Origin of the sequence: Methanobrevibacter sp., assembly GCF_015062935.1 — an archaeon.
Taxonomy (GTDB): domain Archaea; phylum Methanobacteriota; class Methanobacteria; order Methanobacteriales; family Methanobacteriaceae; genus Methanocatella.
In genome coordinates this window covers 1-25485 of sequence record NZ_SUTM01000024.1, presented here as the reverse complement: position 1 = coordinate 25485, position 25485 = coordinate 1, and the positions used below count along the sequence as shown (strand labels likewise).

Sequence of the window (25485 nt, the reverse complement as noted above, 5' to 3'; positions counted from 1 at the left end):
TCACCTCTAATTATGGTCTGCAGGTACCTCTTAAAGCAAGTCCTGGTTTATTTAATAATATTCCTACTTTTGATTGTATAAATAATTTGGTATATTGAGGTAACTCATCGTAAATGTCTTTACGCATGATTTCAATGATAGGATAGAAGTCTGCAATGTTTTCATCACTTGTAATAGGTGCAACAGTAGTTCCGGATGATTTGGAGTACAATACTGTTAACGGTGCATTACGGAGATCAAAACCGATGTAGTCCTTATCGCCTATTAATGATCCACCGTCAGCTTGTGTAGTTCCTAAGAGATCAATGTTGTCAATACCGTAGTATTCTTTAATGTCTTCTACTGGCTGTACCATTTTGTTGGATGCGTAAGCTAATTGTTTAACATAGCTTAAGGTCTTGTATGATTCGGCCATTATTGTTAGGTCTGCACCTGCACCGGCGTTGCCTTTGAATGCTTCCTGTGCTTTGATGACAAATTTACCGAAGGCATCCATAGTATCATCCGTTTGGGTGGTATTGTATGCAGGAACGTTTGGTGAGCTGATTATTGTATCGTAAATGTTGTATTCAATACGATTAGCAATAACGGTAGCTACATCACCTAATAAATCTTCAAATGAAACAATATCTGAGTCAAATACATCCTTATTAACATTTAAGACTCCACCAACAGTATCAATGCTGATAGTGTCTGTTACTGGTTTACGGATGTTTAATTCTTGAAGGCTTGCACCTGGGGCAATGTCTTTGGCCTCACCGAGCAATCCTTTTTTAATAGCTTCATCAAGATTAATGTTTTGTCTAAAGTAAGTATAATAATCTGAGTTCTCTTTAATTTCTTGCTTAGGAAACAATCTGGCCAACTTTAACCTTTTTGCAGTTTCATCAGTAATAGTTTGAGCTATTACCTCGTTTTGAACTTTAGTATTATTTCCTTTTGTAATCATTCATTATCACCTTTATGTTTGACCACTTTCACCAGTGGCGCCAATATCATATGGTCTGAATACTTCAATGTATTTGTAATCGTCAGAACTAGCTACAGGGTGCATTGCAATATATTCACCGTCATCTGATTTGATAGCTCCAGTGGATGTTAAAGCAATATGATCATTAACGGCAATGTTGGATAAACCACTAGCTAATTTCAATCTGAATAAATGACCTAATACAAGGATGGAAGTTTTTCTTCTGCCTCCAGTCATGGTAACTGGATCGTTAACTGCAATACCTAAAATGACTTCGCCTTCAGCTGCAGTATATTTTTTAACTGTAGGTTTTCCGATATCTGAGTTAGCTGATAATGTTACGACATCATCAACTTTAATTTTATTGCCTGCATACTCATAACCAGGAGTTTCCCCAGTAGGAGTTGTTACAGTAGTTGCAGTAATCGCACCTTCATCTAATAAGAAAGTTGTGACTTCTTTACGCTCTTCTAATAAGATAATAGAATCTGCCATTATATATGTCCTCCACTAATATTTTACTATTACTTAATTTATTATTTATGTTATATAAATATCTCTATATAATAGCTACTTTTAAAAAATTAGAAAAAGATTTTATGTTGTTGGAATTACTTTTAAAAAACGAAAACTAAAGGATAGAAGGGAAATAAGCCATCCGTTATAAATAAGTTATCAATTTTCTGTACTAATTAAGCTTTAAGTTAATTTTAAATATTTAACGTGTTTATGACCCATTTCCCTATGAAAACAATTCTGGAGTGAAAGTATTGTTTTCATTATTATATTATTTATAAGTACTACTATATATTTTCTTCATGGATGATATTCTGCTGCTCACCAGATTCAATTATATCAATAGCCATTTCAAGTTTATAATAAATAGGTAAAGTATTATAAATTGTGTTTAATAAAAATAAACTCAATAAAGATTTTTCACATTATTAAAAATAAATAATTTAAAGGTGAATAGATGAGAAAAACACATTTGGATGGTAAGAGTAAAGATCTCGTAGCTGAAAATATATCTAAACTTGAAGAAATATTTCCAGGAATATTTGCAGAGGGCAAAATTAATTTTGATAAATTAAAAGATGAATTAGGAGTACATGTCGAGGATTCTCGTGAAAAATATAATTTTACTTGGCCTGGAAAAACTAAAGCTATTAAAGAATCTCAGAAACTATCTACTGGTACTTTGAGACCTTCTGAGGAGAAAAGTGAAGATTGGAATAATACTCATAATTTATATATTGAAGGAGACAATTTAGAAGTTCTCAAACTACTTCAAAAAGGATATATGAATAAAATTAAATGTATCTATATTGATCCCCCATATAATACCGGTAATGATTTCATTTATGAAGACGATTATTCTGATAATTTACAAAATTACTTGATTGCTTCTGGTCAAGTTTCAGATTCAGAAGATTCATCCGAACGTAAATTATTAACAAGTAATGTAGAATCTGATGGACGTTTTCATAGTAAATGGTTAAATATGATGTATCCCCGTTTAAAATTAGCTAGAAACTTATTAACAGATGATGGGGTTATTTTTGTCAGTATTGATGAGAATGAATTATGTACATTAAAATTCTTGTTAAATGAAATTTTTGGTGAACCAAATTACTTAACTACATTAACAATAAAACAACGTCATGAAAACAGAATTCTTAAAGGAGATAAAGATTTCCATGAAGTTACAGAATTTTGTTTAATCTATAAAAAAGGAAATAAATATACTCAGTATAAACGTAAAAAAGATAATACTTCAATTGACGATTATATTTATTCTATAGAAGAAACTGATGAACCACTTGAAGTTATTCAAATGGGAAATAAAAAAGTAGAAGTATTTCCTCCAGATAGATATGTTCTCAATAAACATGAAGAACCTTCTGAAGACTATTTTAAAAAGATTAGTATTAGAGGATCTTTAAAAGAAGGAAATAGTAGTGGAAGATTTTACATGCAATATTTAAATAATATTCCTGAAAATTATGGTTGGATATATAAAGTTCCCGATATGGGAAATGATAAATCCGATTTCAGATACTTTATGAAACCTCCTTCAGAAAAAATTGTTAATGGTTCTTATTTCCAAGGAGTTCCATTAGATAAAGAAGATTATATTGAAATTCCTTACCCTAACTTTTTAGATTTAGTTGATACTTTTAATAATGTAGGTTATGAAGGGGAAATACCATTTAGAAATGGTAAAAAACCAATTGAGTTTATAAAACATTTATTTGAATTAGCTGGTTTGAAAGATGACCCGGATGCATTAGTTTTAGATTTCTTTTCAGGTTCAGGTTCTTTAGGCCATGCTTTAATGGAATATAACAATGAAGATGACGGGAATAGAAGGTTTATTTTAGTTCAAATACCTGAGGAATGTACTGAAAAAGATGAGGCTTATGTACAATATAATCTGAAAGATATTTGTGAACTTGCACAAGAAAGATTAAGAAGATCTGGAAATAAAATTGTTGAAGAGTCTGGAAATAAAGATTTAGATATTGGGTTTAAAGTTTTTGAATTAGCCTCATCTAATTTAGAAAAATGGGATCCGGATTATGAACGAGTTGAAGATTGTTTAATCGAGAATCAAATTAAAGAAGGTAGAAGTGATAATGATTTAATTTATGAACTCATGCTCAAATATGGAGTTGATTTAACATCACCTATTAAAAAACATGAGCATGTTTATTCAACTGATTCTGGAAAATTAATAATTTGTTTAGATGAGATTATTACCAAAGAAATAGCTGATGAAATATTAGATATTATTAATGACCCTTCTGATTCACGAGTTGTGCTTAAAGACACTGCTTTAAATGATGAAGATAAAAGTAACATTAAACAAATTCTAAAGGATAACAACATCAAGAAAGTTATAACACTATAAGGGATTAAAAATGAAACTTAAATTCGATTCAAATTTAGATTATCAAAATGATGCAGTTAATGCAGTTATTGATTTGTTTAAAGGTCAAACATCAATGTTAGACTATTTTAATGTTCCGGGACAGGCAGGAATATATGATTCTGGTATGGGTGTGTCTAATAAAATTGTTATTGATGAAAATAATGAAGACATTTTAAAAAATTTGCGTCAGGTACAATCTTATCATAAACTTGCACCTTCAGAGTCACTTCCAAGTTTAGATTTCAATATCGAAATGGAAACTGGGACTGGAAAAACTTACGTTTATTTAAAAACAATTTTTGAATTAAATAAAGAATATGGGTTTACTAAATTTATAATTGTAGTTCCAAGTTTGGCAATTAAAGAAGGAGTTAATAAAACTTTAGAAATAACTAAAGAACATTTTGCAGGACTATATGATAACATACCTTATAATTATTTTGTATATGACTCTTCCCAATTAGAACAAGTTAGAGATTTTGCCGTTAGTTCAAATATTCAAATTATGATTATAAATATTGATTCTTTTAATAAAAGTTTCAAAGATCCATCTGAAGAGAAAAAAGCTAATATTATTCACCGTGTACAAGAAGATTTAAGTGGATATAAACCTATTGATTTGCTTGCTGAAACAAATCCTATTGTTATTATTGATGAACCTCAATCTGTAATGGGAGGTAAAGGTGAAGAAGCTGTTTCATATTTAAATCCTCTTTGTACTTTAAGATACTCTGCAACTCATAAAGAAATTCAAAATTTAATATATAAATTAGATGCTATTGACGCATCTGAATTAGAACTTGTAAAGCAAATTGAAGTTGGAAGTCTTTTATCTGAAGGTTATCATAATGAAGCTTATTTAAGATTAGTTTCTGTCCACAGTACTGAAAAATCTGTTACTGCAAAAATTGAGATTGATGCCCTAGTTGATGGCCATATAAAAAGAAAAACAGTTAAAGTCAAAGAAGGTAGCGATTTATCAGATTCAAATTTTAGTAACCGTGAAATATATAATGGTTATGTTGTTGAAGAGATATATTGTGAGAAAGGAAATGAATATGTCTCTTTCACACCAAAAGACGAAATTTTAACTCTAGGCAAAATTGTTGGAGATATTGATGATTTAAAATTTAAAAGAGCTCAAATAAGAAGAACTATTGAAGAACATTTAGAAAAAGAACTTACTTTCGCAGATGAAGGTAGACCAATTAAAGTATTATCCTTATTCTTCATAGATAAGGTTTCAAATTATAGAATATACAATTCTGATGGGACCTGGTCTAAAGGAATTTATGCAAAAATGTTTGAGGAAGAATATAAAAAGGTTATTAAAAAACCCAAATATTCAAAATTAAATTTAAATCCAGAAGCAGATGAAGTTCATCATGGTTATTTTTCACAAGATCGTCAAGGAAAACATGAAGGTGAATTTAAGGAAACAAAATCTGGAAAAACAGACGCTGATGATTATGCATATGAATTAATCATGAAAGATAAAGAAAGACTCCTAAGTTTTGATTCTGAATTGAAATTTATATTTTCACACTCTGCTTTAAATGAAGGATGGGACAATCCTAATGTATTCCAAATTTGTACATTAAACGAAACCAAATCAAAAATTAAAAAACGACAAGAGATAGGCAGGGGTTTAAGACTTTGTGTAGATCAAGATGGGAATAGAGTTCACGATACTTCAGTTAACACATTGACTATAATAGCTAATGAATATTATGAAGATTTTGCGAAGAAACTTCAAAAAGAACTTGAAGACGATATGGATATTAAATTTGGTACTATTCAGGAAAAAGATTTATCTTACATTATTTGGACTAATAAAAAAGGAATTAAAGAACCATTGGGTTCCCAGAATACAAAACCTCTTATCAATCATTTTGTCAAAATGAATTATATTGATCGGAACGGAAAAATTAAAGACACTTTAAAAGTTGATCTTAAAAATAATACCTTAAGTCTTCCAGAAGAGTATGAACAAATAAGAGAAGAAATCATAACAGCTATTAAAAAACTTACTAAAGAATATAAAATTAAACCGACATATAATAAAACAAAAGTTAATTTTAAAGAAGAAATGCTTGATAATAAGTATTTTAATATCCTTTGGGATAAAATTAAGCATAAAACAATATATTCTATTTCATTTGATACAGAAGTTTTAATTTCACAATGTATTAAAGCAATGAAAGAACATCTTAGGATACATACTCCTAAATTATTGTATACAAAAAGTGGTTTAACAGTAAACTCTTCAGGCGTTCACTGGAAAGATGGAAAAATATCAACAATATATTCTGAAGAAGATGAAATAGCATTACCTGATATAGTTACATTCTTACAAGATGAAACAGACTTAACTAGAAAAACTATTATCAGACTATTAAAAGAAAGTGAAACTTTAAATCAGTTTAAGAGAAATCCTCAAGAGTATATGGAACAAACTGCAGAATTAATTAATCAAGTTATGGCTGAGCTTATAGTTGATGGAATTAAATATACTAAAATAAATGATTCATATTCTCAAGAATTATTTAAAAATCGAGAATTATTCGGTTATATAGATGATCTTATTGAAGCTAATAATTCTGTTTATGATAAGATTATTTGTGATAGTGATACTGAAAAAAGTTTTGCTGAAGATTTAGATAGAGATTCTGAAATTAAATTATTTGTTAAATTACCTAATTGGTTTAAAATTAAAACTCCTCTCGGAAACTATAATCCTGATTGGGCAATTGTAGTTGGTGAAGAAGGTGAAGAAAAATTATATCTTGTAGTTGAAACAAAAGGAACTATTAAATATCATGGTAATAGGCCTCCAGAATTTTTAAGAATTCAATGTGGTAAAGAACACTTTGAATCATTGGAAACAGGAATTAAATTTACTAATTCTGACTCTTATAAAACTTTTAAAGAGGATGTTGGAGAGTTGCAACTAAATAATAAAAATAGTAAATAGATTATGGAATAGCTATATTGTAATAATATAGCTTTATTCTAAATTTTTAACTACATCCTCACCTTTATCAGTATGCCTGTACAATCTACCTTTTCTAACTTCTGGATTAATGCACTCTACTAATTCGTGTGCTTTTAATTCAGAGAGAACTTTTGAAATATGGTTTTGTCTAATATCTGCATCCCTTGCAATCTCAGAAGGCATCTTAACATCATCTTCTAAAGATTTCATTACTCTTTTTCTATAACTTGAGATTTTAACATAACTAATCTCCGTTAACATCTCATCAGATAATCCCATAATGCAACCCTCCTTTAATAGTATATTAACTTCTTACAAAATAAATAGTATCCTCATCATAGCTACTTAACGCATCATATGCTGCCTGAGTCATAAAGCGGAATTTACCAAAGACACCATATTCAACACCCATATATACAGGCCCTGTTGATTTTGCCAGATACATCTGTATACTTCCAGAATGCTTTAATGGTATTACTGAATAGGCATCAAGTGATTCCGTGTCCCAGGAACTTCCATTATACTCTTTAATAGCCATTACTGAACTGGTTACAATAGCTACACGATAGCCTGCACTAACACCTGTCGGTAATGTTGTTGTAGTTAATATCTGGTCTACCGGCAGTTTCCATCCTGCGTTTTCATCTGTTGCAGGACCTGTTGCTCCTGTATCTCCCTTATCACCTTTTGCACCCTGAGAACCAGTATCACCTTTAACACCTTGAATTCCTTGTGCTCCTGTTTCACCAGTATCTCCTTTATCACCTTTACTTCCTGTTGCACCTGTAGCTCCAGTATCACCTTTAACTCCTTGAGGTCCGGTATCACCAGTGTCACCTTTAACACCTTGTGAACCTGTGTCTCCTTTTTCTCCTTTTATGCTTCCTACGTTTTCCCAGGCATTTGTGTTCCAGACATAAAGAGATCCGTTTACAAGATAGCAGTCTCCAACATTACCTGTCGGATGATCATGTACTAATTCTTCATAAGTATCATATGAACCTTTAATAGTAATACCAGTACCAGTAGCTCCAGTGTCCCCCTTTGCCCCGGCCGGTCCAGTATCGCCAGTAGCTCCTGTATCTCCAGTATCTCCTTTAGGTCCTTGTTGTCCTTTTTCACCAGTAGCTCCAGTATCACCTTTGTCTCCTTTACTACCTGTCGCACCAGTATCTCCCTTATCACCTTTATCACCTGTATCCCCTTTAGGTCCTGCAGGTCCTGTTTCACCTTTTATGCTTCCTGCATTTTCCCATTGACTGCCGTTCCAGAAATAAAAGTTACCGTCCACTAAATATGCATCTGTATCACTACCCGTTGGATGTTCAGCTATCAACTCTTCCAAATTATCATAGCTGCCCTTGATTGTTGTTCCAACTCCTGTATCGCCTTTGGGTCCGGTATCTCCAGTAACTTTTCCGATTTCTATCCATTCTGTTTCTGCCATTATTTATTCCTCCTCATGTGTCCATGGTTCAATACTTATTCTTTCCCATTGAATGTGGCCTCCTGCTTCATAAATCATTATTGCAGGATAGAATGTATCAAATGTTATCTTATCTGAAATATCAGCTTCATATGTGAAATCATCTGTAGCTCCATGTGTTATTGTAGCTTTAACATAACCGTTATCATAATACAAATCAAAATAATACTTCTGCGAATCCAATGCCAGCTGTCCTGATGAAACATTAACATCCCGTACTACATGGTCAGATGTGGAATATTTCAGTCCTTTCTTAGCAGGATAAGCACCCAGTTCCAGAATTTTTGTATCTCTGTAATGGCTTAATGATTTGGAATTGACTAAAGCTATTGCATCGCCCCATCCCTGGTTGCTGTCCTTTTTCTGATAGATAGCTACTTCCATATGAATTCCGCTTGTCCCATCAATACCGTTAGAGTATACCCCGGGTATTGCCATTACTACAGAAGCTGCTACAGTATCTTTTGCCAAATCATAAACCTCACTATCATCTACCATATCAATATCAAATGTGGGTGATATGCTTGTTGGATACTTAACAATTTCATAAGCCCCTAAATTTCCATCCCATGCATAATCATCGAAATTTAAAAATGGAACGCATGTATAATTAATGTTAAAGGCTTCTTTTCTTCCAACTTTGCAGATGACAGTTCCTGTAGCATCTTTAACATATGGTACTGTAACGGCTGACTTTCCGTTAGAATCTGTTCTGACAACACTGTGAACTCCATCAACCCACCAGTCAATTGGAACTCCTGAATCTTCAAGTGTTACGCTGTATTCAAATCCTTCCGGAGGAACTGTATCTGATTTTACAATACGTAATACGGGGATTCCAAACATCATCATTAACCGTTCTGCAAGTTCAAATATTGTGAGAGTATTGTCCCACCAGATGTTATATTCAGTCAGCTTATTTCTAAGCTTTGTTCTTGTATTTCCAAGCCTTGTGTTTTCCAAAATAACATTACTAGCTATGCTCATCTTTAACGCCTCACAGTTCCGGTTCATAATATATTTTTGTATCTTTTGTGTTGCATATGGTGTGGGCGTCTGATTTGTAGCCATCACTGCCATATGCTCCAAATACTATCTCATCGGAATTCCATACATCTCCCGGATCAAAAGTTCCTGAAATTAAGACATTATCGTTTGAATCCTTGAATATGTATTGCAGATAATAGTCATCTGTTTTTTTAAGAATCATTGTTCCTTCAGCAAATGGATGATTGTTATCACGTACTGAATCATTTGCAACCCCCCATCCGTTGTCCAGTGAAAAGACTCCGGGATATCCTCCGACAGAACCTATGAATACTCCAGTATAACCGTCGGGATTATAATCTCTAATCAGTCCAGAACTTTCATGGTTTTCATCTACAAGGAATCCAATTCCCATTAATCCGTTCCATCCTCCGGATATGTTGAATTGTGATTCAATTCTCCATCCGTCATTATCTCCATAATAGTATGTTCCGGGAGTAGTGACAAATTTACCGAAAGTTGCAGTGTAATACCAACCGTCCTCTTCAAACTGATCTTGAGTATCATCATTTGTATATGATACACAATAGTTTCCATTGTTGGCACTTGACCATGATGCAGCACTGATATTAGCCATCTTATACAAGGTTGATAGTTTTCCTGCGGTCTGGGGATTAACATTAACGTCCGTTTGAAATATCGGAAGAATTTCATACCTGTCTATTAATTGATTAATGCTATCTGTCTGACTATAACTGATTCCGGCATTTGTCAGCCCTGTTCTCAGATTAGTTCTTAAGGTTGTTAATCTGGAATTCATTAGCTGTTCATTAGCCAGAACTTGTGAAAGGTCAGGAGGGGTGAAACTCATCTTAATCAGCTCCCGAGCAAATTCAAGTTTGCTGTTTGTGTGGATGTTATTGTTCCAATAGCTGTTTGGACATTTTCAATAGCTATAGCTACCGGTGCGTTTTTAATAGCGTTGGTTGTATCGGTTGTATCTAAAGTGCTTGCAAGATTAACAGGGCCGGTATCACCAGTATCTCCTTTATCACCTTTAGCGCCAGATGTACCGGTATCACCTTTAGGTCCGGCAGGGCCAGTATCACCAGTATCTCCTTTCAGACCACTCACCCCAGTATCTCCTTTTTCACCGGATGCACCAGTATCTCCTTTAGGTCCTTTCAAATTAAAATATTGGTCAACTAATGCTTTACCATCACTTATACATGCAATATGACATATATTATTATCAGTTCTTGTGAGTACCCAGTCTCCAAGATTTACTTCTGTTGCCCATGTATTATTCTCCAATAAATCACTGACATAAAATCCTCCATATAATGAAGGTTGAGCCGGACAGCCTGTTGAAGATAAACTGCTGTTTCTGCCACTGATGGACAGTAATATTTGTGCTCCGGCTTTACCTGCAGGACCTGTTTCACCAGTGTCTCCGTGAATACCTGTTGCTCCGGACATGTCTGTTATGAATGTGAATTCGGATGTTCCTCTGAGATATAATTTAGCGTTATCGGGATCTTCAACATTAGATTGGATTGCAACAAAACTTCCATCAGGAACATTATTGAAATCAGCTTCCATTAATGCTATTGTTGAATATGTTTTAAAAATTGTGAATGGTGCGCCTGCAGGACCTGTTTCACCAGTAGCTCCTTGAGGTCCTGTTGCTCCTATATCACCTCTTAAGTTTCCAACATTTCTCCAAGTCATTTATTATTCCTCCCATACATAAAGTTCGCCGTTAATTAAGTAAGCATCTCCCACTTGAGGATTTGGAACGTTCTCTTCCAATTCTTCCAGACTATCATATGAGCCTTTTATTATTGTTGATATTCCGGCAGGGCCAGTATCACCAGTATCTCCTTTCTCTCCTTTAGCACCGCCACCTGCTAATTTAAAACAGTTAATGTAATTGTATTCATCAGAATCTTCCACAGGATGTAATGCCAAGTATTCACCTGATGAATCTTTAACGGCTCCGTTTTCACCCAGTTTGATTTTATCGGCCGGTGCAATATCTTTAACACCGCTGGCCAGTTTGAGTCTGTAAAGATGGCCTAACACTAACACACTGGCTTTTCTTTGGCCGTTATCCATTACTGTCGGGTCATTAACGATTATGCCTATTGGTATTTCATCATTATCGCCAGTGTATTTTTTAACCATTTCTTTTCCGATTTCGGATTTGTCTGAAATGGTTACTGTATCTTCAGGATATAATTTGTCAGTGTAATCATAACCGATGCTTTGGCCTGTTTGTGTAACTACGTCTTTTGAGGTTACATCTCCATCATCAAGTAAAAATGTTGTGACTTCTTTTCTTTGTTCAAGTAAAACTATTTGGTCTTGCATTAAACACTCACCTCATATATGTGATTACCTTTAACGTGGGGATTGCATTTGATATTCATTTCATGTTTTCTGGCTTCTGTGCAGAAATATAAATCTTCAGAAAGTACTGTATCATCGTCGTAGATAACATATCTGAAATATGGATAGCTCATCTTTCTGAAGACATTAACATTAACGAGGCTGATTCCAAGTCCTCCTCCTTTAACGTCAATGGGATTGTTAAGGTTCCATAATGTTTTTCCATAGATCATGTTTTTGTCAGTGTAATCTTTTCCAAAATCATAGATGACGGTTTGATCTGTTTTTGTTCTTTTCTTGTAATACCAGCCTAAAGCAATATCCGTTTCACACTTTAACAGATTGTTTACAGTTTGTCTAGGCACACTAACATCTGAATCTACCATTAACACATAGTCAAAGTCGTATTTGATTGCTAGCTTTGCTATTTCGTTTCTTGCACGTGCGCAGTCATAGCCTTTAACATAATCAAAATATAGTAAATAATCGTTAGGATTTTTCATGCCGTAAATACTTTTAAAGCATTCCGGTTTGATGTTTTCGAATGTTGGAACGGCAATTAGGATTTTACCTTTCATCATTGCCCTCCAGCTTTTCGATTCTCTCTTCCAGTTCATCCAAGTTTATCTTGTCTTGTTTTTCACATGTATATTCATAAATGTCAATTACTGCTACAATAACAATAGCTACTGTTAATGGTAACAGTCCTTCGATTAAAGCATACTTTGTTGCGTTGGTCATTATGATGTTGATAGCTATTGCTGTTAAAACTGCACTGGAGATTGTTTTGGTAAAGTTACAAATGACTATTTTATTTTTTAGTTTGTTCATGATAACAATATCCTCCAAAGAAGTTTATTTTTCTTCAGGATATCCCAAAACTTTTTTAGTTTTTTGTTTAGCGTCTTCAACATCTCCCTCGCCTCTTATTCTACTTGCATAATGACTAGCTACACCTAACACTATCATAAGAATGCAATAAGGAAGAGTATTTTCAGTAATACCCAATGCCTCTGAATATAACATTACTATTGGAATAACGGTAACTAAAAATGATGTTAAAATATCAATGTCCTTTCTGTTTCGCTCCAACCATTCATAAATCATTGCTTATCACCTCATCTTCAAAATCCTTATATGTATGGCTTAGGATTATACCATCAACACAAATCTTTTCTTCACTTTCGTATACTTCTTCAGCATTTTCTTTTATGCTCATCCAGGATTCGTATTCTTCTAAAGTTTCAAAGTATTTTATGTATTTCATTGTGCCTCCCATGTAATGGAATAGTATAGTATACCATCTTCGATTTTAAATTCAATTACGGGTTTAACTGCATAAGGATAACCACTATCAACGTATTTGGTTCCGTTCCAGTAGAACCAGTGCCCTGTTGATTGGTCTATGTATGGTCCTTTGTTTTCTAAAGTTCCGACAAGTTTCCTTATAGTCATGTTAACAACCTCTCTATAATATTATATGTTTTATTACTTATTTTATTATTTTGTTTATATAAAGTATACATTTTCGCCATCATCACAACCGTCCCATTCCATGTATAACTTATTGTCTTCCCAAACAAACCGTACATTATTAACAATAGCTACATCCGGAAGCTCACAATAAGTAACACCGTCTGCATCTTTAACATAATTGGCCTGCGCCATAATATTGGATTCCGTTGGTACGATCATATTAACAACATGAGTTATTTCATCCTGTTCAAAAGAACAGTCAGCAAGATCAATACAGTTCTGAGATTCTGGATACATTTCAATTTCAGACATCTGCCTGTATACTCTAATGTATTCAGTGTCTTCATTTTCCGTTAGATTAACAATGGAAAGTAATCTTAAATCATGGCCTTCAACCGGATTGCACTCACCGTCACTGTCAATGTAGATTCTGGTATTCGGCAATATATCTGCAGGAGCAGGTCTTTTGAGTTTTAATCTGAAAACATCACCCAGTACCGCAACAGTAACAAGAGTATGGCCGGATGATTTAACCTGCACCTTACCTAACAGATAACCGAAGGCCAGTTCACCAGCCTGTGCTTTTCTAACAATTGTATGCTGCATTGTGGATGATTCATCAAGTGTTACCATCTCACCTACTGCACATTGGTTTTCACATATCCACGCCGTATGCTCATCATTAACGTAGAACCTTTCGCCCTCATCAAGTAAACAGGCAATAACGTCCATCTTTTCTTCATGTTCAAGTCCTGTTGGATATCCACGGCCATGTCCTATAGTACTGCCGTCATCATAGTCACTTATCATTTTAAAACACCCAATCCCAATTATGGTTAATTATTTTATCTGGAATGTGAAGTCCAGTATCAGTCATGTCCTCATCGTCTGCATCCCACAATAACCTACTGCCTTTGTAAGCTTTAGGATATTCATGACTTCCTTTATACAATCTAATACCTGTTTTAGAATCCCTTTGCGTTACTGTTATTGCGGGAATAGAATTAGCTGCAAGTAATGGTGACGGGAATATTAACATCCATTTCAGGTCAATGTAGTTGTATTCTTCAAAAGCGGTTGTTAAAAACCATCCTGGAGCAACTTCAATTTCATGGTAATTGTTGTCATAAATTTTAGTTGGATTGTTTCTGTCGAATCCCTCCAGGTAATCTGAGTCACTGCTGAACCCGTTTGAGACTCTCCCATGGAAATGGTATTGTTTATAATTTCCCTCCTCATCACTGCCTGAAGCATATGCATCATTGGAATTAACCTGCACTAATGTTTTAGTTCCGTTAAACATTAAGTAAGATTTTTCACCGTCCCAATTCAAGGATGTGACTTTTATATCTTCCTGATATGTTGTGAGATTATAGTCAGTCTGCATCATGTATGTTCCAGTTGTTGTTCCATGATATGTTGCATTATCATTAACATCCACACAACCGGAAATCCGTTTAAATCTTGCAACAGTAACACGATTGTTTGATAGACTTCCACCAGAGGCGAATGTTGTAAATAATGATGTTGGTGAACTTCCATCCATACTTGGAACAAATCTAGCTCTTAAAAATCTGCCCCCATCCGTTGAATCATTGTTGATACTTAAACCTGAGTATGTCATAAAAAACTGGGAGTATGTGTCAGAATTTGCATCGAACATTAACACCTCACCACCAGTGGATAAAGTGCTGCTGAAGATGGTTGAGGTATCATAAACATCAAGAAATAGCTTTGTTGTTTGGGAGATCTTACCGACCGGAACCCTGACCAGGATAGCTGCCGGTTGAGATCCATAACTTGGAATGTATAATACTGGACAGTTGCTTCCATCTTTGGTTTTGATCTTTAAGTTTTTCAAATCACTTCTGAAAAGATTGGAATAAGAACTGTTGGCCAGATTATCCAAGAAGATGTAATCATAGTTGGATGAATAGCTACCGCTTCTTTGCGTGTAATTGTTTATTACAATATTGATTTGTAATTCCGCTTGCAATGTCATGATTAATAATTTATTATGTATTTTATATAAATCATATAATAATTATAGTAATATTGACATTAACATTAACGATTGCATACTCAGATGTTGAACCCCTCCGCACTTTGATATATATGCAAGGGTTGAGATTAAATCAACATTAACAACAGTGCCCGTTAATGTCAATAACAATTATGGAAAACCTAATGTTAACAATAACTATTGATTTAAATTAACATTAACATTAACGATTTGATATTTGAATTTTGGATGTGAATTAACGTTAACGACTGCGATTTAGGATTTAAAAGTTATTTCCCCCTGCACTGCGATATATATGCAAGGGTTGAAAAAGAAACAACATTAACGATAGCGAATGTTAATGTGAAAACCATTGCCAGAAATTAAAGCTTTGAGATATTCATTGCTTTAAATTAACATTAACATTAACGATTACAATAGCTGAAGTTGAAACCGGATTAACATTAACAGTGACCATTTGTTAATTGAAACTTGCTTTTGAAAAGAAGTTGATGTATATGCATAGTTGAAATAGATATTGATTAGTAATACCCTTGCCGTTAATGTAATACTTACTTCATTAAAATTATACTTGTTGATTTACATTTGTTTTAATTAACGATAACATAAAGAATTATGATAGTAATATCTTGTTCGACATGTCATTATCACAATAACATTACAATCAGCCTTTTGAAATTTGAATTTTGTTTTACATTAACATTACTGTTAAGGATTTGCCCAGACCAGAACAACCTGACGGCACCCACGTTTTAAGCGAGCCAATTCGCCCCACCATAACCACGCCGACCCGAGGCCGACCAACGGGAGGCCGAAGTGGGAGGCGTGGTATAGGTGGGGTGAATAGAATTGGCGAGCATATACTATAGGGAGGAACCGACCCTTGCCGGTCGGTTCCGTATGGTTACTTATGAATAAAAAGAGTTTACATTGAAATACAACCATTATATGCAGTCCGGCCTTTAGGTCGGACTGGATGCCTTGAGCGTAAGCGAAAGGCCAATACTATAGGTCTAGCAATAATAGTTTTGTCAAGGTGCAGGAACAGGGGCTTGTCCCCTGTTCCGTAGTTATGGATTTGGAATAGCTTATTTTGTCAAAGTTAAAGGAACCGACCCTCGCCGGTCGGTTCCGCTGAGGTAAAACATGGACAAGCATGATCAAATTTTTTTAGTAGCAAACATTAGCATTATGTTCCGTCCGAGCGTAAGCGAGGACTGGACGCCTTGAGCGATAGCGAAAGGCCATACTATAGACAGAGCAATAATAGCTTTATAGGAGTCGAGGAATAGGGGCTTGCCCCTATTCCGAGTTTATGGATTTGGAATTATTGATTATATCAAATTTAAGAACCGACCCTTGCCGGTCGGTTCGAGGTTTATGAAATTTGCAGTTTAACTTACATCGGGCATTGGCAGTTGTGGGTAATTAAAGGGGGGCTTGTCCCCCCTTAATTAGGCATTAAGGGTTTCAATGCACGCCCGAACCCCACAAGACGAAATATAAAATTTTTTAGAGGAAGTGAAAACATGTTCAAAAACACTTCCCCCGACACCTAATCAAAGAGTGATTCAATGAAAAGTCGTAGCTCAGGTGGAAAAGTAACAAAAAATACACCGTCATAGCTAAATTCTAGTTCTATTGAATCCCATATCCTTTAATATCTTATTATATTCCTCACGAGTTGTAAAAGAAGGTGAATCTTCATCTCCAGTACTTCCAGTGTCGCCAGTGTCTCCAACATCACCAGAGTTTCCGGGATTCCTACCACCCGGTGTGGAACCGTCTTTACTAGCTTCAATTTTAATTCTTCTCTCAGCCAGTTTCTCCATTAGCTCCATATCAACGTCACCGGACAATAGCTTATCAATTATTTCTTTATCCTGAGCATTCTCATTATAGTTAAAGTTGTACTTGGCCTCGTACTCTTTAATCTTCCTTTCATTCTCAGCTTTTCTAAGTTCAGATAATTCCTTTAAGATATCATCTTTACTTTCAATGAAGTCCTTATTTTCTTCAATATCTTTTTTAATTTCTTCATATCTTTCAGATTCTTCTTTTAGAGTTTTAATCTCTTCCTGAAGTTTTCCGATTTCCGCATCCTTGCCTTGCAGTTTCTCCAATAGTAAGGTAGTAGCTACATTAGCTTCTTTACTTGGAGGTTGAGGTTGTGGCTGCGGTTGAGGTGCCGGATTACCTGGTTCGCCAGTGGCACCGGTATCTCCAGTAATATCAGAATTCAACAGGGTAATTTTTCTAGGGCTTTTGGTTACGCCAACATCTATTAGGCTCATAGTATCAATTCCAAATGAATCTCCGTTATCTTTTAATAAGACATCTATTTTAGGGGATAAACCTTTTCCTTCCATATCCAGTTCATCAGGAACTTCAAGGAATAGTTTTCCTTCCTCGTATTCTATATTGTTTCCGATGCCAACGTAGATATTGTCATGTTCTGAAGTTAAAGGAATTCCTCCACGATAGTTTTCAGCTATTAGTTTTAGATCATCTTCAGTCCATTCAACAGGTTTATCAAGTTTTTCGTCCAGGTCAGAATAGTCGTATGATCCAACTTCAAAAAGTTCATGCCTCATTATTATCACATCTATTATTTACTTTATTACTTTATTTATATAAATATATATTATATTTCAACTCCACTGTCAGTTAAAATCCTTTCACCGACCGGTTGCTCCTCTTCAAAGTTACTTAAATAGTTCTTATAGATTTCATCACCCTCAGAGGACAATTCCATAATATATCTTAATACATCATCACGAGAATAACTGAAGTAAACATCTAAAGTTTCTTTAACACCCATTAACTCCAATTGCCTCTTTAATAATTCATTGCAATACTTTAACACCCACTTCTGGTCATTAGCAACATTAACAATAAACCCAGTAATAGCTGAATCGTTAATGTACTCAGCAACATTCTGATTGGATTTCTCATTACCTGCCTGTGACTGCGGTGTCACGAAAGTCCTTAAAATATTATTCCTGAAGATTTCCGTTTGCCTTGTATAGTCAGATTGATAATTGTTACCCCCAAGTATTTTAGATTCGATTCCTGGAGGTACAATAGCTACATTACTTCCGGCCGTGGTTCCGTAATCAGCATATAGGTTTTCCTTTGCAGTGGATGAAAGTTCTGTAATTATAGGCTGACCGTTACTGTCCAGTGAAGGTTTAACCTCAATAATATTATCCTTATTAATACGCTCCACCTGATTCCTTTCAAGATTGCACTTATGATAAATATCATCCAAGCAGTTCAGGATAATGCTTTGGGCTTCTGAGTAGATTTCATTGTACATGAAGTTAATAACCTCATCCGGTTCATACTTGACCGTTAATGTGCCTTCCTCAATACTAACGAAATTATTGAAGTCTTCAGGTGAACCGTTAACAATATCCTTTGGCATTTCATGAAGGTATAGCTGCACTTCATTATCATCATTAAACTCTTTCTTTAATCCGTAACCGTGAGCGCCGATTTCAAGAAATATAGGTTTAATATATTTACCAATACTTTTATCCCATCTCTCTACAGGTTTAATTAATCCCTCACCGTCTACCATTCCGCCCTGAAGGATGTTCTTTGCAACTTGCGAAATATCAATCATCCTGGCCCAAAGTATTAAAGTCAATTTCTGTTCAGCAGATAACTTCTCTTCCTTATCAACCAGTACTATATTAACATTAGCTTTATCAATTCTATTTTTCAATACTCCTGCAGTGTAACCGTCAAGTTTAACAGCATACCTTGCGTTAGCTATAGTTTTATTTATTACAGGGGGAAGTGCATCAGGAAGGTCAAGACCGGTATTGATCCCGTCAGTACGTGGTTGTCTTTCATCCTCACCCCAATAGCTGCGCTTAGTATTGTACTGTTCCACACGGTTATTCAGCAATCTGGTTTTTATAAAATCAGTAACGCCCATATTATCCATTTCCAATTGTTACTGTGAATAAGTTTTCAGTATCGACACTGTTGAATCTTCTGAGTTTAAAATCAGTAAGGTCCAGAAGGTTTTCAAGTTCGTGGCATGCGCTTAAATCAGAATCGTGTCCTTCATAGTCCAGTTCAATAATTATTCTTCTCATCATTATCACCTTTCAAATACTTCTCTTATATCGTATTCATCTTTTTTAATTAAGCAATAACACCTGTATAATAGGTCAATCATTAACAAACTAACTATTGCATTAATTAAAACCAATCCGACAAGTATGCCTATCATTTCATACATTAACAATCACCTAAGGAGTTTTTTCTTAGAAAAATAAATATTTCCAGTAAGGATATTTTCAGTTGAAATATACCTCTATTATATACTTTATTATATTATTTATATAAAATAAGTAATAAATTTAAGGTGAAATGAGAGTTGCAATTCCTGTTGCAAAAATTGCAATTCCAAAAAAAGAATATCAATAACACTACTAAAATCAATAACTAAAGATTAAAAGAATTGCTATTAAAAAAATAAGTAAAATAAAAAAAGTAAATAATATAAATAAAGTTATTCTGAATTCATATCTTCATATAACTTATTTACATCATCCATATTCATATCGTGATATGCCAGGTTAATTAAAAAGAATCTGAAGACTTCTTTGTTTTTGCTGCTGAGTTCCTGAATATCAGTTATGCCAAAAGTATCCATATAATACAATACCATTTCCTTGAATAGTTCAAGTGGTATGTGATTTCTTATCATATCTTCACTGTCAGAATCAGAATCATCACTAGGTTTTGTTGGAACTTCCATATCTCTTAATCTGGATCTGACTGATGCTGTTAATTCATTAACCTTATCCATTGCTTCATTAAGTTCTAAAATTTCAGTATCTAAAACATTTTGATGCTGTTCGATTGCAGCCTTACAACCTAACTCAAAAATTTCCCTGTTAGTTAAACCAGATAATTCTCTAGCTTTAACAGTCTTTGACTTGTCGGCTTTAATATGGAAATCAATCTTTTCAGCCATTATAACATCCTCCCATAAAAAGCCTTTAAAACATTCCTAGCATTTGCTAATACAAATAATATATCTTTATCTTCCCTAAATCTCATGGAAGATTCTTCATTAATACTTTCCATACTTAACACTTCCGTATTCATATTGAATTGGAAATGTGCAAAAAATAATTTTTTTTGTAATACACTTTTGTATATACAAATCCATAAATAAGTTTATATATAACCATCTCTATAAATAATTATAAGTTTAAACTTATGGATTATGAAATGACGGCAATCATTTCATAATTTCTTTCTATCGCTATTTTTTAACACATTTTCAATATAATTTTAATCCAATGTTGATTGTTTATCTTCATTCTGATCTCTTTCTAAACCTTCTTGAATATACCTTGTAATCAGGTCAACTTCTTTTGTCCTACTTCTCTTAGCTTGAATTTCAAATTCAATAGCTAAATCTTCTGAAATTTTAAATGATTTCTGCTTAGTGGGTTCCTGAATCGCCATGATTTATCACTCACTCCATTAAGTTAAATTTATATTTAGATAAACTACTATATAAATAAATTGTAAAATATCTTTAAATTTAATAATATTTTATTTTATTTTATTTTTTTATTTCCTATATTTATTATTATTAATTATTTTTTTAAAATAATTTTATTTGAATTTTAATTGAAAAATTATTGTATCGATTTTTTCGCGGGATTTTTTTATGGAGGTCGATGTGAATTGTTGCATTGTAAACAGTCCACGCGGAAGTCCATAACGTGGACTGTAGTCCATACATCCATCCACGTGGACTGCCCCAAAAAATGTGTACCCCCTGAAAATTGCGTTGATTTTGGAAAGATAACAATGTTATGTCGGCCCGACTAGGTTCGCAGACAACAATTTTATGAAAAATCAGTCCATACTCCAGTCCATAAACAGTCCATAGTATAGTCCATAATCAGTCCATAGTTATGGACACCCTACAAAAAGAAGTTCATATCGACCTTAGATTTCTGATACATGGGGGGTATACCTGATTCGTGTATGTCCATTAGTCCATCCATACATCCATCAGTCCACAAACAGTCCATCATCCAGTCCATCCACAACTTAGTCCACAAACAGTCCACGATATAGTCCACACTTTATCCATTAGTTAGTCCATAAACAGTCCATAACATAGTCCATAGTATGTCCATCAAGTAGTCCATAACCAGTCCATAGTATAGTCCATAGTTAGTCCATAACATAGTCCACGATATATCCATTACCTTGTCCATAATCAGTCCCTCAGATAACCCATATGATAATCCCATTGGGTGTCCATGGTGTCCCACTTCAAGTCCACAAACAGTCCACGATGCAGTCCATAGTATGTCCATAAGACAGTCCATAAAGTCCACAGTATAGTCCATAGTATGTCCATCAATATGTCCATAGCAAAATAGCTATTATTATGTAGAATACCATTTATCAACATCAACTCTTTGAGGTTGCTTTTCACTAGCCAGTTTCTCATATGCACCGGTGAATGCAACAACACAGTCATCGTGAATGGATTCGTTAGGGTAGGCTGTAATTTTTTCAAGAAATTCCATGGCCCATTTTTTAGTAAACCCTGTTCTATCCTTCCCAACCAGGAAAATTCCGTTAAGTTGGATGTCAGCTGAAACTCTTCTGGCACGGTCAACTTTATTCTCACGTGAATTTCCAGTGCCTGTAGTAAATCCTCTTCGGTTTAATTCATCAATAATTAACAGGCCAAAGTTCTTACCAGTGGAACCGTCAAGTTCTATATACTGCACATCCGCTTTATCACGCGCTGCAGTGTTAATGATTTCATTAATAAGATTCCGTGACTCCAATTGAAACTCATAAGAATCAAGGATGTAGATATTGCCGTTTAAATCTTTGGCCAGTAACACTCCTGCGGTATAATCTGGATCATTACCTTTCAATTTGTCATCGTTGAGAACTTCAGTTGCAGCAAGATCCCAATACCTGATGATCCGGATGATAGGTATTTTCAAAAATTCGTCATGAGAGATCAAGTGGAAATCTGATTCATCAAATAGCTCACCTTTAACTGAAGCATACCAGTTACCGTTCATTAACTGCTCACGTGTAACTCTATCCAAGCCCATAAGATATTCTTCATAGTCCTGTCTGTCCAGATAAACATTATCGACATAACTGGAGCTGATAAATCTTATCTGGTCTTTGTCCTGAATGTCTGCATCTATCTTTTCGATGAATCTTTCCCTGACCCATTTATTACCACGCTTACCAGGATTACTTGAGCACATTAACTGTGTTGGAAGTTTATTGTCTTTAGTTTTTCGGACACGTGAACGCATATAAATATATTTAAAGCGTTCCAGTTGCGTTAACTCATCAATGCCAATGAACTGGTATTCAGAACCCTGATAAGTATCGAGGTCGTTAATGTTACGTAAATATCCGAAGGTTAAACTATTGCCGTTTGGAAATGTCCATGAATGTTCAGTACCATCCCACTTCGGCCGAATAGCTGGGTCTCTTTGAATCTCTTTACGGTTAAGCCATTGGCTGGCTTTATGAATTAAAGCACCTTTCCTTTTCAAATCAGATAATGTTCTACGCAATATTAATGCATGGTATTCATTAACATCGTCCTGAACATAAAATAAGGCTCTCATTAACAGGCTGGTTGATTTACTACCTCCAGCGGCACCACCAATTAGAACTTCCTTTTCTGTTGCTAGAATCATCTCAGCTTGTTTGACAAATGGTTTAAATGGTATGTATGGATTTTCATATACACATTTTTGAAGAATAGCTTTGTCTCTTGCACCTAAATAGAATTGGCCATCTTTATTGTACATTATTATCATCTATTTGTTTTGCAAGAACTTCTATTTCATCCATAATGTCTTTTTGAGATATTTCAATTTTTTTATCTTCTAGTTCAAGGACTCTGTTTTTAAATAGTCTGTCCATTTCATCTTTGAATAATTTGTTTTTAGCTTCAAATGTTCTAACAGATAATTCCAAGTAACGTATTTTTAATTCAGTAAAATCAAGCAAATATCTTCCAATATTTTTTTCGCTAGCATTGAGTCTTATTTCTCTTTCAAGTTTTTCAAAATCAATTTCAATGCTTATAGCGTTTCGGGTTATCCTGTCGAGATTGTCCAGTCCTGTTTGGATGTCAGTGACCTGTTGCTGCAATATGGTGTCAATAGCTATGTCAATATTATCTTGATGAACGTTATTGTCTAGTATTTGTTTTTGGCTGATAGCTCTGTTTGTCAATGCTTTTTTATCGTGAGGAGTTTTTTCTTGATCTGTTATGTTATATTTTTTCTTGAATCTGGAGAAAGTTGATCGGCTTATTTCAACATCATGATCTTCTGCTAACCATCTTCTAATGTTAGCATCAGTTGCACCGGATTCTTTCATTACTGTTATCTCATCCAGTAATGTTTCCAGGAAATCAGTTTTTTTAATTTTCAGTTTTGCTTTGAATTTTCTGTAGGTGTTATCTGCGACATCTCTTCCATATTTTGTTTTTAGTAGTTTACGGACTTCATTGTTACTCATTCCTTTCTTGCAACAGTTTATTATTTCTTGTTCATGTTGCTCTAAAAAGTATTTAACGTCTGAATTTTTCTGACCCATAGGAGCAGGCCCCCTATAAGTTTCTCAATTCTTCTTCAAGTTTTTGTTTTCTTTCTTCAACTATTTTACATTCAGCTTCTTTAATTGTTTTTTTAGAAGTTGCGTTTGATTCGACCTGACTAAATGCTTTTGGAGCATCACCTGAAGCAATTATTTTCGCACCAAGTTCGTATGCATCCCTATGAGAATAATCAGAATCGATAACAATTTTTTTTAGTGCAGATTGTACTCTTGCACTGATATTTTCTTTTCTGATTTTCATAATATAATGTATATTCTTTATATTTATTACTATTACGGTATGTATATAAAATTTTATTAGGTAAAAAATAGTTAAGTAATAATAAAATATTATTACTTTTTTCGTATTCAATTTAAATTTTTAAGAGTGCATACGCTAGAAATAGTGTTAAACTAGTCAGGTCTTATTTCGATATTATACTATTTTAAGATGTGCACGTTCTATTTTCAGTATATTAAACAATTTAAGATGGTTAATCGTCTAATTGTTCTAATTCTTTTTGTAAATCGTAAATTTGCATTTCTTTATAAACTCTTTCAAATTTACCTGTTTCAATAAGATATGCTCCAACTTCAAGTGCATCTCTGTATGTATAATTTGACTCTTTGATTATTTTTTTCTTATCCTCATCCATGTATGAAGATGTGTTGTTTACATTCGCCATAATTTTACACCTACTACATATAATGTAATATATATAATAATATATTATTTTTTTTATATAAAAAGGTATAGGATTTGATTTTTATTTTTCCTTTATTTAACCACAACATATCAATAACTTATCCGAATAAAATTTAAATTAATATAAAAGTCAATTTAACATTATAACTAATCAATTATGGATATTTTTCGTATTTAAGATATAATAAAAATTTTTTAACATAATGCATAAATCTAATAAAAGATTGTTCGATGTTAATAGAATAACAATAGAATAAAAATAGCATAATATTTAATTCGTAATTGATATAGAATAGCATGTTACCCGATACTAATAGCCCGACATACATTGACGCATTCGCCTATGTCAAACGTAGCAAGAACCGTCAGAAGGTTATCAAAATAATCGAAAAATCAAGAATGACTCCATCGGAAATTACAGAAACAATGAACGTAAGATTCTCTCTTGTATCAAGAGTGCTACGAGAATTAAAAGACAAAGATATTGTTGTGTGCCTTAATGAAAATGAAAAGACCGGCAAGCTATATAAACTAACTCGTCTTGGATTGCTAATATATTATGAACTTCAATATAAATAGCAAAAATTTTTTTTCGATAGCTAGCGCTATACCTCATTTTAAAAATTGTTAATAAATGACAACAATAAATAAACTAAATATAAACAATCTCGTAATAAAAACTGATTTTCAATAGCTGGAGTAACTTTCATAATCTGCAATGTTATTGTTAAAATAAACAATACCTATTTTTGACTTTCACTTTAACAGCTGCACATTAACATTAACGGCAGGGTTTTCGGATTTGAATTTAGATTTCCAACTGCGATATATATGAAAGGGTTTCAGAAAAGGAGTTTTGAATAGCTGAACCCAACC

The 25485-nt window shown here is 33.8% G+C and carries 29 protein-coding genes; 3 read left to right on the top strand and 26 right to left on the bottom strand.

The window, feature by feature from the left end; genetic code table 11:
• Positions 1-10: 10 nt before the first annotated feature.
• Positions 11-949 carry a hypothetical protein gene (locus E7Z81_RS10445; protein ID WP_292747471.1) on the bottom strand — a complete coding sequence of 313 codons (939 nt, stop codon included), beginning with the start codon at positions 947-949 and terminating at the stop codon, positions 11-13.
• Positions 950-961: 12 nt separating this feature from the next.
• Positions 962-1465 carry a hypothetical protein gene (locus tag E7Z81_RS10440; protein ID WP_292747468.1) on the bottom strand — a complete coding sequence of 168 codons (504 nt, stop codon included), beginning with the start codon at positions 1463-1465 and terminating at the stop codon, positions 962-964.
• A gap of 478 nt (positions 1466-1943) precedes the next feature.
• On the opposite strand from E7Z81_RS10440, the gene E7Z81_RS10435 reads away from it, so the two are divergent.
• A complete protein-coding gene (locus E7Z81_RS10435; RefSeq protein WP_292747465.1) occupies positions 1944-3881 on the top strand; it encodes a site-specific DNA-methyltransferase in 1938 nt (645 codons plus the stop codon).
• A gap of 10 nt (positions 3882-3891) precedes the next feature.
• Positions 3892-6876: a DEAD/DEAH box helicase family protein gene (locus tag E7Z81_RS10430; RefSeq protein ID WP_292747461.1), complete on the top strand. Its 2985-nt coding sequence runs from the start codon at positions 3892-3894 to the stop codon at positions 6874-6876.
• A gap of 33 nt (positions 6877-6909) precedes the next feature.
• Here the strand turns inward: E7Z81_RS10430 and E7Z81_RS10425 are convergent, their stop codons facing one another.
• The 24 genes from E7Z81_RS10425 to E7Z81_RS10310 form a co-directional block, all read right to left on the bottom strand.
• The gene (locus E7Z81_RS10425) at positions 6910-7176 is read right to left on the bottom strand and encodes a transcriptional regulator (protein WP_292747458.1); all 267 of its coding nucleotides are present in this window, start codon (positions 7174-7176) and stop codon (positions 6910-6912) included.
• 25 nt (positions 7177-7201) lie between these two features.
• On the bottom strand, positions 7202-8344 hold the full coding sequence (locus E7Z81_RS10420) for a hypothetical protein (RefSeq protein ID WP_292747454.1): 1143 nt from the start codon (positions 8342-8344) through the stop codon (positions 7202-7204).
• Between the two features lie 3 nt (positions 8345-8347).
• Positions 8348-9370 (bottom strand): hypothetical protein, encoded by a 1023-nt coding sequence (locus E7Z81_RS10415; RefSeq protein WP_292747452.1) that lies wholly within the window; start codon positions 9368-9370, stop codon positions 8348-8350.
• A gap of 10 nt (positions 9371-9380) precedes the next feature.
• Entirely contained in the window at positions 9381-10241 is an 861-nt protein-coding gene (locus tag E7Z81_RS10410; protein WP_292747449.1) for a hypothetical protein, read from the bottom strand.
• Positions 10242-10246: 5 nt separating this feature from the next.
• The gene (locus E7Z81_RS10405; RefSeq protein WP_292747446.1) at positions 10247-11101 is read right to left on the bottom strand and encodes a hypothetical protein; all 855 of its coding nucleotides are present in this window, start codon (positions 11099-11101) and stop codon (positions 10247-10249) included.
• Positions 11102-11104: 3 nt separating this feature from the next.
• On the bottom strand, positions 11105-11743 hold the full coding sequence (locus E7Z81_RS10400; RefSeq protein WP_292747443.1) for a hypothetical protein: 639 nt from the start codon (positions 11741-11743) through the stop codon (positions 11105-11107).
• The gene (locus E7Z81_RS10395; protein WP_292747440.1) at positions 11743-12339 is read right to left on the bottom strand and encodes a hypothetical protein; all 597 of its coding nucleotides are present in this window, start codon (positions 12337-12339) and stop codon (positions 11743-11745) included. The genes E7Z81_RS10400 and E7Z81_RS10395 overlap by 1 nt, the downstream gene beginning before the upstream one ends.
• Entirely contained in the window at positions 12329-12592 is a 264-nt protein-coding gene (locus E7Z81_RS10390) for a hypothetical protein (RefSeq protein ID WP_292747438.1), read from the bottom strand. Before E7Z81_RS10390 ends, E7Z81_RS10395 begins: the two co-directional genes overlap by 11 nt.
• 24 nt (positions 12593-12616) lie before the next feature.
• Complete coding sequence (locus E7Z81_RS10385; protein ID WP_292747435.1) at positions 12617-12868, bottom strand: hypothetical protein; 252 nt, start codon at positions 12866-12868, stop codon at positions 12617-12619.
• On the bottom strand, positions 12858-13028 hold the full coding sequence (locus E7Z81_RS10380; RefSeq protein ID WP_292747433.1) for a hypothetical protein: 171 nt from the start codon (positions 13026-13028) through the stop codon (positions 12858-12860). The genes E7Z81_RS10385 and E7Z81_RS10380 overlap by 11 nt, the downstream gene beginning before the upstream one ends.
• Positions 13025-13216: a hypothetical protein gene (locus E7Z81_RS10375; RefSeq protein ID WP_292747430.1), complete on the bottom strand. Its 192-nt coding sequence runs from the start codon at positions 13214-13216 to the stop codon at positions 13025-13027. Before E7Z81_RS10375 ends, E7Z81_RS10380 begins: the two co-directional genes overlap by 4 nt.
• Before the next feature lie 54 nt (positions 13217-13270).
• The gene (locus E7Z81_RS10370; protein ID WP_292747427.1) at positions 13271-14047 is read right to left on the bottom strand and encodes a hypothetical protein; all 777 of its coding nucleotides are present in this window, start codon (positions 14045-14047) and stop codon (positions 13271-13273) included.
• Position 14048: 1 nt separating this feature from the next.
• A complete protein-coding gene (locus E7Z81_RS10365) occupies positions 14049-15239 on the bottom strand; it encodes a hypothetical protein (protein ID WP_292747425.1) in 1191 nt (396 codons plus the stop codon).
• Between the two features lie 1646 nt (positions 15240-16885).
• The gene (locus tag E7Z81_RS10360; RefSeq protein WP_292747422.1) at positions 16886-17854 is read right to left on the bottom strand and encodes a hypothetical protein; all 969 of its coding nucleotides are present in this window, start codon (positions 17852-17854) and stop codon (positions 16886-16888) included.
• Positions 17855-17904: 50 nt separating this feature from the next.
• Positions 17905-19215, bottom strand: a complete 1311-nt coding sequence (locus tag E7Z81_RS10355; RefSeq protein WP_292747419.1) for a hypothetical protein — start codon at positions 19213-19215, stop codon at positions 17905-17907.
• On the bottom strand, positions 19208-19369 hold the full coding sequence (locus E7Z81_RS10350) for a hypothetical protein (RefSeq protein WP_292747416.1): 162 nt from the start codon (positions 19367-19369) through the stop codon (positions 19208-19210). Before E7Z81_RS10350 ends, E7Z81_RS10355 begins: the two co-directional genes overlap by 8 nt.
• Before the next feature lie 5 nt (positions 19370-19374).
• Complete coding sequence (locus tag E7Z81_RS10345) at positions 19375-19515, bottom strand: hypothetical protein (RefSeq protein ID WP_292747413.1); 141 nt, start codon at positions 19513-19515, stop codon at positions 19375-19377.
• A 273-nt stretch (positions 19516-19788) separates the two neighbouring features.
• On the bottom strand, positions 19789-20256 hold the full coding sequence (locus tag E7Z81_RS10340; protein ID WP_292747411.1) for a hypothetical protein: 468 nt from the start codon (positions 20254-20256) through the stop codon (positions 19789-19791).
• Between the two features lie 323 nt (positions 20257-20579).
• On the bottom strand, positions 20580-20756 hold the full coding sequence (locus E7Z81_RS10335; RefSeq protein WP_292747408.1) for a hypothetical protein: 177 nt from the start codon (positions 20754-20756) through the stop codon (positions 20580-20582).
• Between the two features lie 769 nt (positions 20757-21525).
• Positions 21526-21681, bottom strand: a complete 156-nt coding sequence (locus E7Z81_RS10330) for a hypothetical protein (protein WP_292747405.1) — start codon at positions 21679-21681, stop codon at positions 21526-21528.
• A 16-nt stretch (positions 21682-21697) separates the two neighbouring features.
• The gene (gene terL / locus E7Z81_RS10325) at positions 21698-23107 is read right to left on the bottom strand and encodes a phage terminase large subunit (RefSeq protein WP_292747402.1); all 1410 of its coding nucleotides are present in this window, start codon (positions 23105-23107) and stop codon (positions 21698-21700) included.
• Complete coding sequence (locus E7Z81_RS10320; RefSeq protein ID WP_292747399.1) at positions 23097-23903, bottom strand: hypothetical protein; 807 nt, start codon at positions 23901-23903, stop codon at positions 23097-23099. Before E7Z81_RS10320 ends, terL begins: the two co-directional genes overlap by 11 nt.
• A gap of 13 nt (positions 23904-23916) precedes the next feature.
• Complete coding sequence (locus tag E7Z81_RS10315; protein ID WP_292747396.1) at positions 23917-24165, bottom strand: hypothetical protein; 249 nt, start codon at positions 24163-24165, stop codon at positions 23917-23919.
• Between the two features lie 232 nt (positions 24166-24397).
• Entirely contained in the window at positions 24398-24589 is a 192-nt protein-coding gene (locus E7Z81_RS10310; RefSeq protein ID WP_292747393.1) for a hypothetical protein, read from the bottom strand.
• A 317-nt stretch (positions 24590-24906) separates the two neighbouring features.
• Between E7Z81_RS10310 and E7Z81_RS10305 the strand changes: the two genes are divergently transcribed.
• A complete protein-coding gene (locus tag E7Z81_RS10305) occupies positions 24907-25188 on the top strand; it encodes a winged helix-turn-helix domain-containing protein (RefSeq protein WP_292747390.1) in 282 nt (93 codons plus the stop codon).
• Positions 25189-25485: the final 297 nt, after the last annotated feature.

Coding starts and splice junctions, on each gene's coding strand:
- E7Z81_RS10445 (WP_292747471.1), bottom strand. CDS start 949: ATGATTACAAAAGGAAATAATACTAAAGTTCAAAACGAGGTAATAGCT.
- E7Z81_RS10440 (WP_292747468.1), bottom strand. CDS start 1,465: ATGGCAGATTCTATTATCTTATTAGAAGAGCGTAAAGAAGTCACAACT.
- E7Z81_RS10435 (WP_292747465.1), top strand. CDS start 1,944: ATGAGAAAAACACATTTGGATGGTAAGAGTAAAGATCTCGTAGCTGAA.
- E7Z81_RS10430 (WP_292747461.1), top strand. CDS start 3,892: ATGAAACTTAAATTCGATTCAAATTTAGATTATCAAAATGATGCAGTT.
- E7Z81_RS10425 (WP_292747458.1), bottom strand. CDS start 7,176: ATGGGATTATCTGATGAGATGTTAACGGAGATTAGTTATGTTAAAATC.
- E7Z81_RS10420 (WP_292747454.1), bottom strand. CDS start 8,344: ATGGCAGAAACAGAATGGATAGAAATCGGAAAAGTTACTGGAGATACC.
- E7Z81_RS10415 (WP_292747452.1), bottom strand. CDS start 9,370: ATGAGCATAGCTAGTAATGTTATTTTGGAAAACACAAGGCTTGGAAAT.
- E7Z81_RS10410 (WP_292747449.1), bottom strand. CDS start 10,241: ATGAGTTTCACCCCTCCTGACCTTTCACAAGTTCTGGCTAATGAACAG.
- E7Z81_RS10405 (WP_292747446.1), bottom strand. CDS start 11,101: ATGACTTGGAGAAATGTTGGAAACTTAAGAGGTGATATAGGAGCAACA.
- E7Z81_RS10400 (WP_292747443.1), bottom strand. CDS start 11,743: ATGCAAGACCAAATAGTTTTACTTGAACAAAGAAAAGAAGTCACAACA.
- E7Z81_RS10395 (WP_292747440.1), bottom strand. CDS start 12,339: ATGAAAGGTAAAATCCTAATTGCCGTTCCAACATTCGAAAACATCAAA.
- E7Z81_RS10390 (WP_292747438.1), bottom strand. CDS start 12,592: ATGAACAAACTAAAAAATAAAATAGTCATTTGTAACTTTACCAAAACA.
- E7Z81_RS10385 (WP_292747435.1), bottom strand. CDS start 12,868: ATGATTTATGAATGGTTGGAGCGAAACAGAAAGGACATTGATATTTTA.
- E7Z81_RS10380 (WP_292747433.1), bottom strand. CDS start 13,028: ATGAAATACATAAAATACTTTGAAACTTTAGAAGAATACGAATCCTGG.
- E7Z81_RS10375 (WP_292747430.1), bottom strand. CDS start 13,216: ATGACTATAAGGAAACTTGTCGGAACTTTAGAAAACAAAGGACCATAC.
- E7Z81_RS10370 (WP_292747427.1), bottom strand. CDS start 14,047: ATGATAAGTGACTATGATGACGGCAGTACTATAGGACATGGCCGTGGA.
- E7Z81_RS10365 (WP_292747425.1), bottom strand. CDS start 15,239: ATGACATTGCAAGCGGAATTACAAATCAATATTGTAATAAACAATTAC.
- E7Z81_RS10360 (WP_292747422.1), bottom strand. CDS start 17,854: ATGAGGCATGAACTTTTTGAAGTTGGATCATACGACTATTCTGACCTG.
- E7Z81_RS10355 (WP_292747419.1), bottom strand. CDS start 19,215: ATGGATAATATGGGCGTTACTGATTTTATAAAAACCAGATTGCTGAAT.
- E7Z81_RS10350 (WP_292747416.1), bottom strand. CDS start 19,369: ATGAGAAGAATAATTATTGAACTGGACTATGAAGGACACGATTCTGAT.
- E7Z81_RS10345 (WP_292747413.1), bottom strand. CDS start 19,515: ATGTATGAAATGATAGGCATACTTGTCGGATTGGTTTTAATTAATGCA.
- E7Z81_RS10340 (WP_292747411.1), bottom strand. CDS start 20,256: ATGGCTGAAAAGATTGATTTCCATATTAAAGCCGACAAGTCAAAGACT.
- E7Z81_RS10335 (WP_292747408.1), bottom strand. CDS start 20,756: ATGGCGATTCAGGAACCCACTAAGCAGAAATCATTTAAAATTTCAGAA.
- E7Z81_RS10330 (WP_292747405.1), bottom strand. CDS start 21,681: ATGGACATATTGATGGACATACTATGGACTATACTGTGGACTTTATGG.
- terL (WP_292747402.1), bottom strand. CDS start 23,107: ATGTACAATAAAGATGGCCAATTCTATTTAGGTGCAAGAGACAAAGCT.
- E7Z81_RS10320 (WP_292747399.1), bottom strand. CDS start 23,903: ATGGGTCAGAAAAATTCAGACGTTAAATACTTTTTAGAGCAACATGAA.
- E7Z81_RS10315 (WP_292747396.1), bottom strand. CDS start 24,165: ATGAAAATCAGAAAAGAAAATATCAGTGCAAGAGTACAATCTGCACTA.
- E7Z81_RS10310 (WP_292747393.1), bottom strand. CDS start 24,589: ATGGCGAATGTAAACAACACATCTTCATACATGGATGAGGATAAGAAA.
- E7Z81_RS10305 (WP_292747390.1), top strand. CDS start 24,907: ATGTTACCCGATACTAATAGCCCGACATACATTGACGCATTCGCCTAT.